This window comes from Streptomyces sp. NPDC001100, assembly GCF_053598575.1.
Window position 1 is genome coordinate 64,380 of sequence record NZ_JBSFKO010000030.1, and the last position, 17,066, is coordinate 81,445.

Genomic DNA, 17,066 nt, shown 5'->3' on the forward strand with positions numbered 1-17,066 from the left:
CTCGCCTCGATTTCACGATGGGGGACGCCGGGTGTGAATGGATTCAGCTTTGGATCAAAGGTCCATACCTCTACCCGCACTCGACGCAGTGAACCGGCTTGGTGCGGCCCTGTCAATGTCGTAAGGTGCGCTTTTTGCACGGGAGTTGAAGGCTGTCGCGATGGGTTGACACCCGCTGTCCCTGCGCCCATCATCGGTGCGAACTTCGGCGAGTCATCTCGCGCACCCGTCGCTTCTCCAGCTCCAGGCTTCTGCGATCGATCGAGTTGAATCGATTCATCATCCTGGTTGTCCAGTTGGGCGGCTGGTTCCCCCACCGATCCGGGAGGCACTCATGCGCCGTCGCAGGCCAGCGCGGAACCGAAAGCCCAGACCGGGGCGCCTGGTCGGGCTCACCGTGGTGGTGGCCGCCGCGCTGGCCGTGACCCCGGCGCTGTCCGCCGGGGCGGCGCCCACGAGCGCAACACCCGTCTCCAAGGCGGCACTTGACGCCGTGAACTACTCGCCGACCTCGCGCACCCTCAAGCCGACCGCCGTCTACCGCACCTCCGGCAGCGTCGCGAACCCGACGAACGTGCTGAACGGACAGGCGACCCGGATCTCCGGCTCGCAGTCCGCCGTCACGCTCGACTTCGGGAAAGAGGTCGGCGGCTTGGTAACGTTGTCATTCGGCAGCACCAGCTCCAGCGGGCAGCGCGTCGGCCTGGCCTTCAGCGAGTCGTCCCTGTACGTGGGCAACAACAGCGACCGCAGCAGCGGCCGCGACGGCGAGGACGGCGCCCTCTACGCCACGCCGAGCGCCAACGGCACCTACACCGTGCCCGCCGCCCAACTCCGTGGCGGTTTCCGCTACTTGACCGTCTTCCTGGACAGCTCGGGCTGGGTGGACCTCACGGGCGTCAGCCTCAACTTCACCGCGGCGCCGGGGAAGTCCAACCCGGCCGACTACGCCAACTACTTCACCTCCAGCGACGAGTTGCTCAACCGCATCTGGTACGCCGGGGCCTACACCGTGCAGTTGAACACCATCGCCTCCAACCAGGGCCGCGCCTGGCCGCCGCCCTCCTCGGCCTGGGACAACGGCGCCACCGTCGGTGTGGGCGACTCCGTTCTGGTCGACGGGGCGAAGCGCGACCGTACGGTGTGGCCCGGCGACATGGGCATCGCCGTCCCCACGCAGTACGCGTACTCCAACGACCTCACCTCGACCCGCAACGCGCTCACCACGATGTACAACGCGCAGTCGTCGGCGGGTGAAATCCCGTGGTCCGGGCCGCCGTTCAACCTCACCGGCTCGGACACGTACCACACCTGGACGCTGCTGGGGACGTCCACGTACTACACGTACACCGCCGACCGGTCGTGGCTGGACTCCGAATGGTCCAACTACAAGCGGGGGATGGCCTTCATCACCAACAAGATCGACGGCAACAACCTGCTCAACGTGACCCGCACCCAGGACTGGGCCCGGGTCGGCCAGGGCGGCGAGAACATCTCCGCCAACGCGCTGCTCTACGGCGCCCTCAGGGGCGGCGCGACCCTCGCCGCGGTCGAGGGCGACAGCGCCCTTGCGGCGAGCTGGAACAGCAAGGCCGACGCCATCAAAGCCGCGGCCAACTCCCGGCTGTGGGACGCCGCCAAGGGCATGTACAAGGACAACCCGACCAGCGGCCTCTACCCGCAGGACGGCAACTCCCTCGCCGTCTGGTACGGGTTGAGCGACTCCACGGCCAAGTCCAAGAGCATCATCGCCGGGCTCGGCAACAACTGGGGCACCTACGGCCCCACCACGCCCGAGTGGGGCGGCAACGTCTCGCCGTTCGCCGGCGGCATGGAGCTCAACGCGCGCTTCACCGCCAACGACGACTACACCGCCCTGGACCAGATCCGCCGCACCTGGGGCCACATGCTCGACAGCGACATCGGCACCAAGAGCACGTTCTGGGAGGGCATCCGGTCCGACGGCGGTCTCGCGTACGGCGGTTCGTTCATGAGCCTGGCGCACGGCTGGTCCACCGCGCCCACCTCCACGCTCACCTTCGACGTGCTCGGCACCGCGCCCGAATCGGCGACCGGCGCCTACCGCTTCGTCCCGCACCCCGGCGACCTGACCAGTGCCCAGGGCCGCATCACCATGCCCCAGGGAGCGATCAATGCCTCCTGGTCCCGGAATGCCTCGGCCGGCACCTACTCGGCCACCCTCTCCAGCCCGTCCGGCAGCACCGGCCGGATCGGCGTCCCCAAGCTCGGCGGCAACATCACGGTGACCGCGAACGGCGCGACCGTCTGGAGCGACGGAGCCTTCACACCCACCTCCGGCATCACCGGCGGCAGCCAGGACGACACCTACGTCTACCTCACCGGCGTCGCCCCCGGCAACTACACCGTCTCCGCCACCGGCCTCGGCAACCCGGCACCGCCCACCGAACCCGGCACCGGCGCCCTGCGCGCGGGCTACACCCGGTGCGCGGGCGAGGGCGGCACCTGCTCCTTCAGCGGCACCCGCTCGGTGGCCTACGGCGCCGGAACGTACACGTACAAGACCGTGACCAGCAGCACCGCCTGCTCCAACGACTCCTTCGGCGGCGACCCGGCCGCGAACCTCGTCAAGTCCTGCTACGTCGCCGACGCGGGCGGCCCGCCCGGCTACACCGCCTGCGCGGCCGAGGGCGGCACCTGCGCCGTGCCCGGCTACAACCGTGACGTCGCCTACGGAGCCAACGGCAACTTCGTCCACCAGGTCACCAACGGCTCCGTGGACTGCTCCAACGCCCACTTCGGCGATCCCGTCGACGGCGTCGCCAAGTCCTGCTACCTGCCGCCCGCAGGCGCCCCGGCCGGTGGCTGGACCAAGTGCGCCGACCAGAACGGGACGTGTGCGGCGGTGGCGGGACAGCCTGTGATGTACGGCGCCTACGGAGCATTCACCACGGCCACCGCGACCGGCGACACGGCGTGCACCGACGCCACGTTCGGCGACCCCATCTCCGGTGAGTCGAAGGCCTGTTACACCGCCACCGGTGGCCCGGTCGGCTACGCCACCAACTGCTCGGCGGAAGGCGGCGCTTGCTCCTTCAGCGGACAGCAGACCGTCGCCTACGGCGCCCGGGGCCGCTACCTCTACAAGACCTTCAGCGGCGGTACGGGCTGCACGACGGCGGCCTTCGGCTCCGACCCGCTGCCCAACGTGAGCAAGTCCTGCTACCTCACGCCCTGAGCGGCCCGACACCTCCGGCGGCCCCCGCCTCCCTGCGTGTCCGGGGGCCGCCGGATCACTCCGGGTGCGCCACCGCCTCCTTCTGGAGCTGCACCGCTGCCAGCAGGCTCAGCCCCGGCTCCGCCTGCCGCAGTGCCCGCACCGCCGCGACCGAGGCGAGGTCCCCGGTGAAGCCCGCCGCGGTCAGCCGGGAGCGGACCCAACGGGCCCGCAGCCGGCCTTCGTCGGCGGCCGCGGTGGACTCGACGAGTGCGGCGGCGCGTTCCAGGCCGGGGCGCTCCTCGGGAGTGGCCCCGGCCAGTGCCTGACGCAGGGCCGCCGCGATCACGTCCGTGTCCCGGACGGTCAGCACGAAGGTGTTCTTCCTGCCCAGTCCCGCGATTCCAGTCATGGAGGACAGACTGGCCGTCATGTCCTGTGTCGGCCAAGCGACTTGAGGAGACTCAGAGACTCGGGAGCCCGGTCACTCGTCGTCGTCCTGCGCCGTCAGGGCGAAGGCCAGCAGGGCCGTCGTGGTGAAGTCCAGCGAGGGCTCCACCGTCTGCCAGGCGCCCACGTCGTCCACGTACCGCGAACCCTTGCCGTCGAAATCGGTCCAGGTTCCGCTCGGTGGACCGGTGGTGCACTTCTTCATGGTCGAGAAGCCGTTCAAGTCGGTCGGTTTGTCGGCCGCGTTGGGGCCGTTGACCACCGCGCCGCGCAGGATCGCGCCCTTGCCGTCGAGGCTGCCGCGCAGGTTGGCCAACTGATGCTCCGGGCAGTGCGGATAGACCTCACCCGCGCCGATCATGAAACTGGCGCCCCACGGGTTGGCGCCGAGCGCCCAGCCCCGCTGCCGCCCGGCGAAGGCCGCGAAGCCGGTGTCCCCGGTCGCCCTGGCGTAGAGACGGGCCGTGGCCACCAGACCGAAGGTGTGCGGTACGGCGTCGAAGTCGTCGTAGACCGCGCCCGCGCCGAACGGATCGTGCCCGGCCCGCTCGACCCCGTCCTCCAAACTGTCGCCGCGTGTTGGCCCGGAACACCGGCCGGTGTCCGGCGCGGCCGGCGGGGGCGGCTCCCTCGCCGGCCAGCCGGCCCGGCTGCGCGGCGCGAAGGTCATCGGCACCGCGGGACCGCACAACGCCGACTTCCTGCGCTCCCTCGGTGCCGTCCCCGTCGAACACGGACCCGGCCTCGCCGCCCGGCTGCGGGCCCGCGGCACCCGACGGCATCGACGCCTTCGTCGACACCTTCGGACAGGGCAACGTCGACATCGCCGTCGAACTCGGCGTGCCCCCGCGGCGCATCAACACCCTGGCCGACGGCCGCGCCGTCGCCCGCCACGGCGTACGCAGCCGCGCGCAGGAGGACGTGTTCACCCCTCAACTGGTCGCCGAACTCGCCGAACTGGTCTCCAAGGGACTGCTCACCGTCCACATCAGCGAGGTGTATCCGCTGGAGGAGGTCCAGGAGGCCTACCAGCAGGTGCAGCGCCGCCACAGCCGCGGGAAGATCGTGCTCGTCCTGGTCCCACCGGACGAACGCGCCGCCCTCACCGACGAACTCCGCACCGTTGACGCCTGACCCCACTTCACGGAGGACCCCATGCCCGTACGCCGTATCGGTCTCGTCGTCCACCTGGGACGCGCGACGGCCCGGGACGCGGCGCGTGCCGTGCACGACTGGAGCGAGGCACACGGCGTCCGCTGCACGGAGATCGACGTGTGGGGCAAGGACCACCAGCGCCGGACCGGACGCGAGGAGGCCGAGGCGGCGGGCAACCCCGACCTCGTGGTCACCCTCGGCGGCGACGGCACCTTCCTGCGCGGGGCCCGCATCGCCGTCAAGAGCGGAGCCGACGTGCTCGGCGTCGACCTCGGCAAGGTCGGCTTCCTCACCGAGGTCCCCGCCCACGACATCGGGGACGCCCTCGACGCCGTCCACGAGGGGCGGGCCGTCGTGGAGGAACGCATGACGCTGACCATGCGCGCCTCCCGGCCCCTGGACATCCCGCCGGAGATGGAGGCCCTGCTGCGCTACGGCCGCGGTCCGATGCTGCCGCCGCCGCAGGTCCGGCCCGAGACCACGGCGGGCGGCGGCTGGGGGTGCGCGCTGGACGTCATCGCCCTCAACGACGTCGTCCTGGAGAAACTGGCCCGTGACCGGCAGGTCAGTGTCGGTGTCTACGTGGCCGGCGCGCTGCTGGCGAGCTACTCGGCCGACGCCCTGGCCGTCGCCACCCCCACCGGGTCCACGGCCTACAGCTTCGCCGCCGGCGGACCTGTCCTCTCGCCCCACATGGACGCCGTCGTCTTCACGCCCATCGCCCCGCACATGACCTTCGACCGCAGCGTCGTCGCCGCCCCCGACGAACCGGTCGGCCTGCGTGTGCTGCCCCACTCCGGACAGGCCGCCGTCAGCGTCGACGGCCAACTCCGCGGCGTCCTGGACCCCGGCGACTGGATCGGCGTCTTCCGCTCCCCGCAGCGGGTCCGCCTCATCCGCCTGCGCCCCACCGACTTCTACGGCCGGCTGCGCGACCGCTTCCGGCTCACCGACGCCCCCGCCACCGCCCAGGACGGTCCCGCGGCCCCCTTCTTCCGCCCGGACACCCCGGTCCCGCCGGACCTCGCCGGAATGCGCCTGCCACCGCCCGCCGCCGCGCGCTGACGGTCGTAGGGGAGGTTCCGCGGCGAGGGCTAGACCGGCAGGCGGACGGTGAAGACCGTGCCGGTGCCGACCGTGCCGGCCACCGTCACCGTCCCGCCGTGCGCCTCCGTGAGCCGGCGGACGACGACGAGGCCGAGACCGCTGCCGCCGGTGCGGCGGCTGCGGGACTTCTCGGCCCGCAGGAACCGGTCGAAGACCCTCGGGCGGGGTCGCCATCGCCCGCGCGTTGGTCAACCGCCCGGCCCTGGTCCTCGCGGACGAACCCACCGGCGCCCTGGACACCGCCAACGGCCGTGCCGTACTGGAGCTGTTGACCACCCTGAACGACGAGGGCACCACCGTCGCGATCATCACCCACGACCGGGACATCGCCGCACAGCTGCCCCGCAGGGTGGAGATCCTCGACGGCCGGCCGGTCGCCGACGTCCGCCGCGAGGACTACGGCTCCGGCGAGGACACCCCGGCCGTCGACATGGCCGAACTCGCCGACGACACCCTCGCCGTCCGCGGGGACACCTTCACCGACCTCCATGGGGAACGCCGGTCATGACCACGACCGCACCGGAGCCGACCGCCGCCACGGCCGTCGCCGACACCAGGCCGGTACGGCTGGCCCCGCTGCACATCCCGCGTCTGGGACTGCTCGGCAGCCACACCCGCCGGATGCGGGCGGCACTGTCCGCGCTGGGGATCTCGATCGGCGTCGCCACGATGATCGTGGTGACCGGGATCCCGGCGTCCAGCCAGAAGGCGTTGATGAACCAGCTCTCGGCGCTGGGCACCAACATGCTCCAGGCCGTCCCCGTGCCCAACCAGACACCACCGGTCCAACTGCCGCCCCAGTCGGTGGACATGGTCCGCCGGATCGGACCGGTCACCGTGGCCGGCGCGGTCGCGAACACGCACGTCGAGGTGTTCCGCAACGACCGTGTCGACGCCGACGACCACGCGGGGCTGGCCGTGCCGGCCGGCAGGACCGACCTGTTGGAGGCGATCAACGCCGAGGTCCGGTCCGGGCGTTACCTCGGCGCGAGCACCGAGCGGTTCCCCACGGCGGTCCTCGGCTCGGTCGCCGCCACCCGGATGGGCATGGCCGCCGGTGTCCACCCCTCCATCAGGGCCTCCCGCCCCACCCCGACGGAGGCGTTGGCGACGGCGTGACGGTTCGCCCCCCGCACGTACGGACGAGATTCACATGAGCGCCACCGGACCCTTCCCTGACGTTTGTTGCTCTTGGAACACTCGCACCGCGCGCATTTCGCCATGTTCCGGCCGGCCGCGCGTCAGGATGAGAGGTGCCTCACCCATGTCCGAAGTCAACCGGCGTCGCTTTCTGCAACTCGCGGGTGCCACGACGGCGTTCACCGCGCTGTCCAACAGCATCGAGCGTGCCGCCGCGCTCCCCGCGAACCACCGCTCCGGGAGCATCGAGGACGTCGAGCACATCGTCGTCCTGATGCAGGAGAACCGGTCCTTCGACCACTACTTCGGTTCGCTCAGAGGCGTCCGGGGCTTCGGCGACCCGCGTCCGGTCGTGACCCGGCAGGACGGCAAACCGGTCTGGTACCAGTCGGACGGCACGAAGGACATCCTCCCGTTCCGCCCCGAGGCCGACGACCTGGGCCTGCAGTTCATCCAGGACCTCCCGCACGGCTGGAACGACGGGCACGCCGCGTTCGACGGCGGCAAGTACGACAAGTGGGTGCCGTCCAAGGGCTCCACGACGATGGCGTACCTGACCCGCGAGGACATCCCGTTCCACTACGCGCTCGCCGACTCCTTCACCATCTGCGACGCCTACCACTGCTCGTTCATCGGCTCCACGGACCCCAACCGCTACTACATGTGGACGGGTTACACGGGCAACGACGGCACCGGCGGCGGCCCCGTCCTCGGCAACGACGAGGCCGGCTACAGCTGGACGACGTACCCCGAGCGGCTCGAAAAGGCGGGCGTCTCCTGGAAGATCTACCAGGACGTCGGCGACGGCCTCGACGCGGCCGGCGGCTGGGGCTGGATCCAGGACGCCTACCGCGGCAACTACGGCGACAACTCGCTGCTCTACTTCAAGCAGTTCCAGAACGCCCGGCCCGGCGACCCGCTCTACGACAAGGCCCGCACCGGCACCGACGCCACCAAGGGCGAGGGCTTCTTCGACCGGCTGAAGGCCGACGTCAAGGGCGGCAAGCTGCCGAAGATCTCCTGGGTCGTCGCCCCCGAGGCCTTCACCGAGCACCCCAACTGGCCCGCGAACTACGGCGCCTGGTACGTCTCGCAGGTCCTGGACGCGCTGACCTCCGACCCCAAGGTGTGGGCGAAGACCGCCCTGTTCATCACGTACGACGAGAACGACGGCTTCTTCGACCACCTGGTGCCGCCGTTCGCGCCGGGCTCGGCCGCGCAGGGCAAGTCGACCGTCGACGTCGGCCCCGACCTCTTCGCGGGCAACGCCAGCCACCCCGCCGGTCCCTACGGCCTCGGCCAGCGCGTCCCGATGATCGTCGTCTCGCCCTGGAGCAAGGGCGGTTACGTCTGCTCGGAGACCTTCGACCACACCTCGGTCATCCGGTTCATGGAGCGCCGCTTCGGCGTCCACGAGCCCAACATCTCGCCGTGGCGGCGCGCGATCTGCGGCGACCTGACCACCGCCTTCGACTTCTCCCGCAAGGACGTCAAGAGGGTCCCGCTCCCGGACACCGACGGCTACCGGCCGCCGGACAAGAACCGCCACCCCGACTATGTGCCGACCCCGCCCGCCAACCCCGTGCTGCCGAAGCAGGAGCGCGGACTGCGCCCGGCCCGGCCGCTCAAGTACGCGTCCGTGGTGGACGGTTCGGCGGACCCGGCGGCCGGGAAGTTCACGCTCGCCTTCGCCTCCGGCGCGAAGGCCGGCGCCAACTTCCTGGTCACCTCCGGCAACCGCACGGACGGGCCCTGGAGTTACACCACCGAGGCGGGCAAGACCGTCTCGGACACCTGGAACTCGGCCTACTCCAGCGGCTCGTACGAGCTCACCGTGCACGGCCCGAACGGCTTCCTGCGCGTCTTCAAGGGCCCCGGCAAGAGCGCCGGACCCGAGGTCACCGCCCGCGACTGCGGCGACGACGTCGAGCTGACCTTCACCAACAAGGGCTCGGGCACAGTCCAGTTGAGGGTCGTCAACGGCTACGGCGGCAAGACGTGGACCGTGAAGGTGCGGGCGGGCGCCACCGTCCGGCACACCGTCGACCTCGGCGCGAGCAGGCGGTGGTACGACCTGACGGTCACCTCGGACGGCGATGCGGGCTTCCTGCGGCGATTCGCCGGACATGTCGAGAACGGCCGCCCGGGGGTCAGCGACCCGGCGATCGGGCGGGTATGAGCACTGTCGTAAGGCCGGTTGTATTCCGGGGCACTCGCGGTAGTGTGCCCCGGTGACCACGCATTCGAACACACCTGCAGGCTGGTACCCGGATCCGCACGGAGCGCCCCAGACCCTCCGTTACTGGGACGGCGCGAAGTGGACCGAGCACACCAACGCCGACCAGCAGGCGCAGCCGCAGCAGCAGTCGGTGCCCCAGCAGCAGGCGGGGCCGGACCCGCGGGTGCGGCAACAGGTGCAGCAGCAGGCCGGGGTCGCCGGTGGCGGCCCCGGCGGCGGCAGTCTGTTCACCGAGCCGGTCCTCGTGGTGAACCAGAAGGCCAAGCTGATCGAGCTGACCAACGAGTACAAGGTCATGGATCAGAACGGCAATCTGCTCGGCACCGTCACCGAGATAGGCCAGAGCGCGCTGAAGAAGGCCATACGCTTCGTCTCCAGCCTCGACCAGTTCATGACGCACCGGCTGGAGATCCGGGACGCCCACGGGCAGCCGCAGTTGGTGCTGACCCGGCCCGCGAAGCTCATGAAGTCCCGGGTGATCGTGTCCCGCCCGGACGGCTCGCCGGTGGGCGAGATCGTCCAGCAGAACATGATCGGGAAGATCAACTTCGGGCTGATGGTGAACGGCCAGCAGATCGGCGCGATCAAGGCGGAGAACTGGCGGGCCTGGAACTTCGCCATCGTCGACCACGCGGACAACGAGGTCGCCCGGATCACCAAGACCTGGGAAGGCCTCGCCAAGACGATGTTCACCACCGCGGACAACTACGTCCTGCAGATCCACTACCAGCTGCCCGAGCCGCTGCTGAGCCTGGTGGTGGCGACGGCGCTGACCGTCGACACCGCCCTCAAGCAGGACTCGCGGGGCCTCGGCTGATCCCGGTCACAGCGCGGTGAGATGCCCCGGCTCGGACCGCCGGCCCGGCTGCCGGGGCATCAACGCCGGTTCCAGGGAAGCCGATTCGGGCTCCAGCGCCAGCACGGCGGCCACGGGATGATCGTGGTCGCCGTACTCGTTCGGCAGCGGCACCAGCGGGGTCACCCGGGTCAGCAGCACCACACCCCACGACGCGAGTGCGGCCCCCGTCAGCGCGAGGAGGATGCCGGCCGCGCCGCCCTGGAGGCGTTCGCCGAGCAGGGCCAGGCCGATCGCGGCGGCGGCCACCGGGTTCGCCAGGGTCACCACCGCGAGCGGGGCACCGAGGCCGCCCCGGTAGGCGGTCTGCGACAGCAGCAGCCCGCCCGCCGCGAACACCGCGACCAGCAGGGCGACTCCGACCACCTGCATGCTCAGCAGCGGACCCGAGCGGTCCGTCGCCGCGACCGTCACGGTCTGCGTGAGCGCGGAGGCGACACCCGAGGCGACACCGGACGCGGAGGCATGCCGTAGACCGGGCTTCGTGCCGCGCCGGGCCAGCAGGCCGATCAGCGCGGACGTCGCGCCCGCGACCGCCAACGCCTGCGGAACGGTGAGGACTTGGTCGGGCTGGGGCCCGGACGCCGTCACCAGCAGGGCCGACAGGCCGAGCAGGGTGAGCGCGGTGCCCCGCCATTCGCTCGCGCTGACCCGCCGCCCGGCCACCCGCGCGCCCATCGGCACCGCGGCGACCAGGGTGAGCGCGCCCAGCGGCTGTACGACGGTCAGCGGACCGTACTTGAGGGCCACGACGTGCAGCAGCGCGGCCGACGCGTTCAGGACGACCGTCCACCACCAGGAACCGGTGGCGAGCAGCCGCAGCATGCCCGCGTCGGAGTTGCGGGACGCCAGCCGTTCCTGCGCCACGGCGGCGGCCGCGTAGGCGACGGCCGAGAACAGGGAGAGGACGACAGCGACGAGGGTGGCGTTCATCGGCCGGCTCCGACGAGGACCGGCTGCTTCTCCGGGGCGAGCTCCGACTGACCGCGGCCGGCCGTGGTCGCCGTGCGGTGCGGCGGGTGGATCAGCGCGAGGGCGATGCCGAGCATGGCGGTGGCGACGATCGCGTCGAGCCAGTAGTGGTTCGCCGTGCCCACGATCACCGTCAGGGTGACCAGCGGATGCAGCAGCCACAGCCAGCGCCACCGGGACCGGGTCGCGACGATCAGGCCGATCGCGACCATCAGGGCCCAGCCGAAGTGCAGCGAGGGCATCGCCGCGAACTGGTTCGAGAGGTGGTCGCTGGTCGGCGGGCCGTACACCGAGGGGCCGTAGACCTTCGCGGTGTCGACCAGGCCGGTCGCGGCCAGCATGCGCGGGGGCGCCAGCGGGAACACGAAGGGCAGGACCAGGGCGGCCGAGGTGACCGTCGCCAGGACCCGGCGGGCCCAGACGTAGTGCGCGGGGCGCCGCAGGTACAGCCAGACCAGGAAGGCCACGGTGGCCGGGAAGTGGACGGTCGCGTAGAAGGTGTTCGCGAGGTGCACGAGGGTGTCGCTGTGCAGCAGCACCGACTGCACCGAGCCCTCGTTCGGGAGATGCAGGGTCCGTTCCAGGTCCCACACGTGGCGGGCGTTGTGCAGTGCCTCGGTGGTGTGGCCCGTCGCCAGCTGGCGGCCGAACTTGTAGACGAGGAAGAGCCCTGCGACGAGCAGGAGCTCACGGACGAGCGGGGGCCGCGCTATCGCGCTGGTCCCCTTCTCTGCAGGCTCGGTGCGGGCATTCATCCCCCGGCCCCTTCGCTGACGGTGGTGCGTGTGGTGGTGCTGGCAGGGCTTGTGACCCTTCCGGCGGACCGAACTCATCGGTACGAGTCCGTTCCGATACGCCAGTGTACCGATACGAGATGGTACCGATACGGTGGAGTACCGGTACACTGGCGTATCGATAGCGAAACGAGACACACTGGAGAGCGGACCCCACCCCGGGTCCGCGGGCCGAGTGAGGAGAAGAGCCATGACGTCGCAGGCTGAGGACGCACCGGACACGGTCGCCGCCTCGCGCCGCTCCAAGATCACGCCCGAGCGTGAGCGGGAGTTCTTCGACGCCGTGCTCGACCAGATCAGAGAATGCGGCTACGACTCCGTCAGCATGGAGGGCGTCGCCAGCAGCACCCGGTGCAGCAAGTCCACGCTGTACCGGCAGTGGGGGACCAAGCCCCAGTTCGTCGCCGCCGCGCTGCGCGCCAACCGCCGGGCACACTTCACCGGCATCGACACCGGCTCCCTCGCGGAGGACCTGCGCCAGGCCGCGCGGGCCGCGGGCGCCTGGTCGGCGAAGGACACCAAACTCGTCGCGGCCCTCGGCCACGCCGTCACCCAGGACAGCGAACTCGCCCAGGCACTGCGCGAGGCGCTCGTCCACCCCGAGATCACCGCGCTGGAGGACATCCTGCGCCGCGGTGTGGAACGCGGCGAGATCCCGGCCGACCACCCGGCGCTGCCGTACGTCCCCGCCCAGATCTTCGGCGTCCTGCGGGCCCGCCCCGTCCTGGAGGGCTGCTACGCCGACCCCGACTACCTGGTGAGATTCGTGGAGGCCGCGGTGCTGCCCGCACTGGGCCTGTCCGGGTCGCCCTGAGAATCAGGCCGCCGTCCATGGGATGACTGGACGGTGACCTGGCCGCGCCGCACCGTGGGGACGGGGGCGGCGCGCACCCCCCGGCCGGGTGGGGTTCCTCTTGAGCGGAGAGGCGCCCCATCCGGCCGACTGTGTGCCGGGGCGCGACGGGATCAGATCGTCTGGCCGTCGCCGCCGCCCGAGGCCACCTTGATGCCCGCGGTGATCTCGTCGATCACGGACTCCTTCTGGCCGACGTCGACGCCGAAGCGGACCACGACCATCTGGCCGGTGCTCGCGGGCGAGGGGAACGCGAGCGACTCGACATAGCCGTCCGCGCCCTTGCTGGTGATGGCCTTCCAGCGCACCAGGTAGCCCTTCTGCCCGGCGACGGTGACGGCCTTGGACGCCAGCACCTCGTGCGAGGTGATGCTGCCGTAGGTCGTACCGCCGTAGGACTCCTTGGCGTTGGCGGCGATGTCCGCCTTCGCGACCTCCTCGGCCGTGGTGCCCTTCGTGCCCAGGACCACCGCGGGCGCCGAGTAGGCCCCGCCGTTCGTGCACGTCTGTGCGGTGTTGCCGGGGCACTTGTACGAGGTGTTCGACGTGACCTGCGCGCCGACCTCGATGACCTGGCCGTACCAGTCGGACGGCACGGTGAAGCTGATGCCGTCGAGCGAGTCGGTCACCGTGCCGCCGGCCTCGACCTTCGGCTGCGCGGACTGGCTGGGCGCGGGCGTCGCACCACCCGTACCACCGGACCCACCCGTCCCGCCGGATCCGCCGAAGGGATTGCCCTGCCCGCCCGTACCGCCCTGTCCCTCGGGGCCGCCCTGGCCGCCGAAGCCGCCCTGCCCGTTCGGCGCCTGCTGGGTGCCGGCCTGGTTGCCGTTCCCGCTGCCGGACAGCGCGTAGGCACCGACACCGATGGCCGTCAGCACCGCGACGGCCACCGCCACGGCTATGCCGGTGCGCAGATTGCGGTGCGGCGCGGCCGGGGGCTGCGCGGGATGGGCCGGGTACGCCCCGGGGAACGGCGGCTCGGTCGGGGGTCCCCATTCGGCGGCCGACCCGGCCGGGCGGGTCCGGTCCGTCCATGCCTTGCCGTCCCACCAGCGCTCGGTGGCGGGACCGTCATTCGTCTGCCCGGGATCGGGGTACCACCCGGGGGGAGTCACCTGCGTCATGTCCCCACCGTATGAGGCGTCGGTGAAAGCGGGATGAGAGGATCCGGCCGTGATGGCGTCACAGCGCCGCCGACGATCGCGAGCCCGGCCCTCACCTGCCGCGTCCGGCGCCGTCGGTGCACAGTGCGGCACACCTGTTCACGCTGTTACGTGATTGATCGAAAGTGGCTTTATTTCGACCCCTTCTGACTGCTCGTCACGCCCACGTACCCCGCCGTCACCCGATAAGGCAACAGCTGCCCGGACCGCCCTCCGTTGCGGCAGCCGGGCGGCTACGCTCGATGTCTGTACGTCGTTCGGCCTACCCGGGGAGGAATCGGGATGACGGAGGACCGGCCCCCGGAGGCCACCTCGGCCTCCCTGTGGGAGCGCGACGAAGAGGTCGCCGGTGTCGTGGAGGCGATCGACGCCCTGTGCGCGGACCAGTCGTCCTCGGGCAGTCTGCTGGTCGTCCGGGGCGAGGCGGGATTCGGCAAGACCGCGCTCCTCGCGGAGACCCGCCGCATCGCCGAGGAGCGCAACTGCGTGGTCTGGCAGGCCCGCGGCGGCGAGACCCTCAAGTCCGTCCCCTTCAACGTCGTACGGCAGCTGCTGCAGCCCGCCCTGCTCTCCCTGATGCCAGAGGAGGCGCGCGAGTACCTCGGCGACTGGTACGACATCGCGGGCCCCGCCCTGGGCATCGCCGAACCCGGCGAGCGGCAGGCCGACCCGCAGGGCGTGTGCGACGGCCTCGTCGCCGCCGTACGCAGGCTCGCCAAACGCGAGTGGCCCCTCGTCCTGCTGATCGACGACGCCCACTGGGCCGACCAGGAGACCCTGCGCTGGCTCGCCGCGTTCGCCGAGCGCCTCGACGACCTCTCCGTCCTCGTCGTGGTCGCCCGCAGGCCCGACGAGGTCACCGGCGAGCGCGGCCGGTATCTCAACGCGATCGCCGCCCTCACCGGCCACCCCGTCGCCCAGCTCAGCGCCCTGACCCCGAAGGCTGCCGCCGGCCTCACCCGCGCCACCCTCGGCCCGCACGCCGACGACGCGTTCTGCCGCGAGGTGTGGGCGGTCACCGGCGGCAACCCGTACGAGACCGTCGAACTCCTCGCCAAGGTCCAGGACAGCCAACTCGCCCCGGTCGAGGCCTCGGCCGCCGAACTGCGCGCCCTGAACCGCTCCTCGCGCGGCGGCGGACTCGTCGCCCGCCTCGACGGCCTGGGCACCGAGGCCACCCGGTTCGCCTGGGCCGCCGCCATCCTCGGCACCGGCATCTCCGTGAAACTGGTCGCCCGCCTCGCCACCATCACCGGCGACGAGGCGGACCGCTGCGCCGAACTGCTCCGCAGCGAACGCATCCTCACCGCCCCCGACCCCGCCACCTCCCAGGCCGACGCCGGCGAGCTGGAGTTCGTCCACCCACTGATCGCCAGCGCCGTCTACGACTCCATCCCGGGCGGCTGGCGTACCGCCATGCACGGCATCGCCGCCCAGGTCGTCACCGACTCCGGACGCGGCGCCGCGGCCGCCTCACGGCACCTCCTCCAGGTGCACCCGGAGGAGGACCAGGAACTCGTCGAGCAGCTGCGCGAGGCGGCCAGGGAACACCTCTCCATCGGCGCCCCCGACGCCGCCCGCCGCTGTCTGGAGCGTGCCCTGGTGGAGCCGCCGCTCGCCGAGACCCACGCGAGCGTGCTCTACGAACTGGGCTGCGCCACCCTGCTCACCGCGCCCGCCACCACCATCGGCCACATCCAGAGCGCCCTCGCCATGCCGGGCCTGGACGGCCACGCGCGTGTGGACGCCGTCTTCCGGCTGTCCCAGGCGCTGACCCACAACGACCAGCTGGAGGAGGCCGTCCGCACCGTCGAGGCGGAGGCCGCCCGGCACGAACCGGGCGCCGCCCGGATGCGGCTGCAGGCCGTGCAGTACATGTGGGAGGGCATCCACGCGGGCGAGGGCACCTCCCCGGGACGCTCCGAGCGGCTCGCCGAACTCGCCGCCACCTGCACCGGCCGCGACAACTCCGAGCGTGCCCTGCTCATCCTGCGCGGCTTCGACGCCATGACCCACGGCGAGAACGCCGAAGAGGTCGTCGAGGTCTGCGACCGCGCCCTCGTCAACGGACGGCTCGCCCCGGGCCTCGGCTGGACCGACACCGAGTGGGGCCTCGAAATCCTCATGATGCTGGCCAGCGCCTACGCCTACACGGACCGCCTGGACCGCGCGGAGAGCCTGTACAACGAAGCGCTGCGCGCCTACGAGACGGCGGGCTGGAGCGGCGGCCACCTCTCCCTGGCGCACGCCTATCTCGGCCTCGGCCTGCGCAGGCGCGGCCGGCTCCGGGAGGCGGAGATCTCGCTGCGCGAGTCCCTGCGGCTGGCCGAGCGCGTCGGCCGCGGACTGCCCCTGTACTGGTCGGCGACCTGCAACCTGGTCGACACGCTGCTCGCCCGCGGCCATGTCGAGGAGGCCTGGGCGATCGCCGAACAGTACGGCTTCGCACCGCCGTACCCGTCCACCATCGTGCTGCCCGACCCGCGCTGTGTGCGCGGCAGGCTGCTGATCGCCGTCGGCCGGACCAAGGACGGCATCAACGAACTGGAAGAGGCCGCGAAGGCAGCGAGCGTACGCGGCCATCACAACCCGGTCCTCGTCCCGTGGGCCGTCGACCTCGCCCGGGCCCTCGCCGTCGAGGACCCGACCCGCGCCGCCCAGCTCGCCTCCGACGCCCGCCGCCGCGCCGAACGCTTCGGCACGGACACCGCCATCGGCGAGGCCCTGCGGTGCGCTGCCGCACTGGAAACGGGTCAGCGCGCGGTACGGCTTGCTGCGCAGGCTGTCGCGTACCTGGAGTCCTCGCCCTGCCAGTACGAGCATGCGGCGGCGCGGGTGGAGTACGGGATCGCCGCGCGGTCCGTGGCTGAGATCAACAGGGGTCTGACACTGGCGCGTTCGTGCGGGGCGGACGGTTTGGCGGCGCAGGCGCGGGAGGTGTTGGAGACGGGGAGGGGGTTGCGTTGAGTCGTTCTTCGGCTGCGGGCCGGTGGGGGCTGGTCGCGCAGTTCCCCGCGCCCCTGAAGACTTGGGCGGGCCTGCGCTATTGAGAACTGCGGAGGTCCTCGCGCGCCTGAAGACTTGGGCGGGCCCGTGTTTTTGAGGGCCGCGGAGGCCCTCGCGCGCCCCAAAACCTCA

General features: G+C 71.5%; 13 protein-coding genes and 2 pseudogenes. 9 read left to right on the forward strand and 6 right to left on the reverse strand.

What is annotated here, in order from left to right; genetic code table 11:
- Positions 1-334 precede the first annotated feature (334 nt).
- Entirely contained in the window at positions 335-3,217 is a 2,883-nt protein-coding gene (locus tag ACWDEW_RS34345; protein ID WP_450518107.1) for an alpha-L-rhamnosidase-related protein, read from the forward strand.
- A 55-nt stretch (positions 3,218-3,272) separates the two neighbouring features.
- On the opposite strand, the gene ACWDEW_RS34350 is transcribed toward ACWDEW_RS34345, so the two are convergent.
- A complete protein-coding gene (locus tag ACWDEW_RS34350) occupies positions 3,273-3,608 on the reverse strand; it encodes a hypothetical protein (protein ID WP_450518109.1) in 336 nt (111 codons plus the stop codon).
- A gap of 72 nt (positions 3,609-3,680) precedes the next feature.
- Complete coding sequence (locus tag ACWDEW_RS34355) at positions 3,681-4,211, reverse strand: glycoside hydrolase family 9 protein (RefSeq protein WP_450518111.1); 531 nt, start codon at positions 4,209-4,211, stop codon at positions 3,681-3,683.
- A gap of 149 nt (positions 4,212-4,360) precedes the next feature.
- Between ACWDEW_RS34355 and ACWDEW_RS34360 the strand changes: the two genes are divergently transcribed.
- Both ACWDEW_RS34360 and ACWDEW_RS34365 read left to right on the forward strand, forming a co-directional pair.
- Positions 4,361-4,780 carry a zinc-binding dehydrogenase gene (locus tag ACWDEW_RS34360; protein ID WP_450518113.1) on the forward strand — a complete coding sequence of 140 codons (420 nt, stop codon included), beginning with the start codon at positions 4,361-4,363 and terminating at the stop codon, positions 4,778-4,780.
- A 21-nt stretch (positions 4,781-4,801) separates the two neighbouring features.
- Positions 4,802-5,866, forward strand: coding sequence for an NAD(+)/NADH kinase (locus ACWDEW_RS34365; protein WP_450518115.1), 1,065 nt, complete (start codon positions 4,802-4,804; stop codon positions 5,864-5,866).
- Positions 5,867-5,895: 29 nt separating this feature from the next.
- On the opposite strand, the pseudogene ACWDEW_RS34370 reads toward ACWDEW_RS34365, so the two are convergent.
- Positions 5,896-6,069, reverse strand: a pseudogene (locus ACWDEW_RS34370) (ATP-binding protein); the annotation flags it as partial.
- Between ACWDEW_RS34370 and ACWDEW_RS34375 the strand changes: the two are divergent.
- From ACWDEW_RS34375 to ACWDEW_RS34390, 4 genes and pseudogenes are all read left to right on the forward strand, one after another.
- Positions 6,066-6,416 (forward strand): annotated as a pseudogene (locus tag ACWDEW_RS34375) (ABC transporter ATP-binding protein); the annotation flags it as partial. The pseudogenes ACWDEW_RS34370 and ACWDEW_RS34375 overlap by 4 nt on opposite strands.
- Positions 6,413-7,027, forward strand: coding sequence for an ABC transporter permease (locus tag ACWDEW_RS34380; protein WP_450518117.1), 615 nt, complete (start codon positions 6,413-6,415; stop codon positions 7,025-7,027). The pseudogene ACWDEW_RS34375 and the gene ACWDEW_RS34380, both read left to right, overlap by 4 nt.
- A 145-nt stretch (positions 7,028-7,172) precedes the next feature.
- On the forward strand, positions 7,173-9,227 hold the full coding sequence (locus tag ACWDEW_RS34385; RefSeq protein ID WP_450518119.1) for a phosphocholine-specific phospholipase C: 2,055 nt from the start codon (positions 7,173-7,175) through the stop codon (positions 9,225-9,227).
- A gap of 52 nt (positions 9,228-9,279) precedes the next feature.
- A complete protein-coding gene (locus tag ACWDEW_RS34390) occupies positions 9,280-10,104 on the forward strand; it encodes a phospholipid scramblase-related protein (protein WP_450518120.1) in 825 nt (274 codons plus the stop codon).
- Between the two features lie 6 nt (positions 10,105-10,110).
- On the opposite strand, the gene ACWDEW_RS34395 is transcribed toward ACWDEW_RS34390, so the two are convergent.
- A complete protein-coding gene (locus ACWDEW_RS34395; protein WP_450518122.1) occupies positions 10,111-11,076 on the reverse strand; it encodes a hypothetical protein in 966 nt (321 codons plus the stop codon).
- Positions 11,073-11,870 (reverse strand): phosphatase PAP2 family protein, encoded by a 798-nt coding sequence (locus ACWDEW_RS34400; RefSeq protein WP_450518124.1) that lies wholly within the window; start codon positions 11,868-11,870, stop codon positions 11,073-11,075. Before ACWDEW_RS34400 ends, ACWDEW_RS34395 begins: the two co-directional genes overlap by 4 nt.
- Before the next feature lie 229 nt (positions 11,871-12,099).
- On the opposite strand from ACWDEW_RS34400, the gene ACWDEW_RS34405 reads away from it, so the two are divergent.
- Positions 12,100-12,723, forward strand: a complete 624-nt coding sequence (locus ACWDEW_RS34405) for a TetR/AcrR family transcriptional regulator (protein ID WP_019069769.1) — start codon at positions 12,100-12,102, stop codon at positions 12,721-12,723.
- Positions 12,724-12,875: 152 nt separating this feature from the next.
- Here the strand turns inward: ACWDEW_RS34405 and ACWDEW_RS34410 are convergent, their stop codons facing one another.
- Positions 12,876-13,889, reverse strand: a complete 1,014-nt coding sequence (locus ACWDEW_RS34410; protein ID WP_450518126.1) for a DUF2510 domain-containing protein — start codon at positions 13,887-13,889, stop codon at positions 12,876-12,878.
- A gap of 321 nt (positions 13,890-14,210) precedes the next feature.
- Between ACWDEW_RS34410 and ACWDEW_RS34415 the strand changes: the two genes are divergently transcribed.
- Positions 14,211-16,895, forward strand: coding sequence for an ATP-binding protein (locus ACWDEW_RS34415; RefSeq protein WP_450518128.1), 2,685 nt, complete (start codon positions 14,211-14,213; stop codon positions 16,893-16,895).
- Positions 16,896-17,066 lie beyond the last annotated feature (171 nt).